Annotated in this window: 1 protein-coding gene; it reads right to left on the bottom strand. The window is 72.9% G+C overall.

The genetic code is table 11. The features are described from left to right. A partial coding sequence (locus JHD77_RS33305; RefSeq protein WP_199509164.1) for a hypothetical protein occupies positions 1–414 on the bottom strand: 414 nt, incomplete at both ends.

Below are 414 nucleotides of genomic sequence, written 5' to 3' on the forward strand. Positions count from 1 at the left end.
TGCGCAGCTCGAGGTCGCCGCGGGCGTTGCGCCGCTCGTCTGGCTCGACGCCGGCTTCGATCACCCCGGCGTTGTCGAGGCGCGCGGCGTCCAGCGCGATGCGTTCGCGCGCCGCCAGGCTCTGCCGGTTGACCAGTTCCTCCGCGCTGCGGATCTCGGCGCTGCCGCCGGCGTAGGTCTTGCCATTCAGCTCCACGGCCTGGGCCGCGATCTTCAGGTCGCCCTGGCTGGAGGCCTGGGCCAGACTCAGCTTGCCGCTGGCGTCGATGCGGATGTCGCCGCCGCTGGCGGCCATGTCGCCGGCCAGCTTCACCCCCACGCCCTGCTCGGTGCCGACCAGGCGGATCGCCCCGGCGTACATCCCGCCCAGCGCCGAGCTGTCGATCGCCAGCTGTGGCTTCTCGCTGCCATCGG

This window comes from Pseudomonas sp. P20, assembly GCF_016463925.1.
Classification (GTDB): Bacteria; Pseudomonadota; Gammaproteobacteria; order Pseudomonadales; family Pseudomonadaceae; genus Pseudomonas; species Pseudomonas aeruginosa.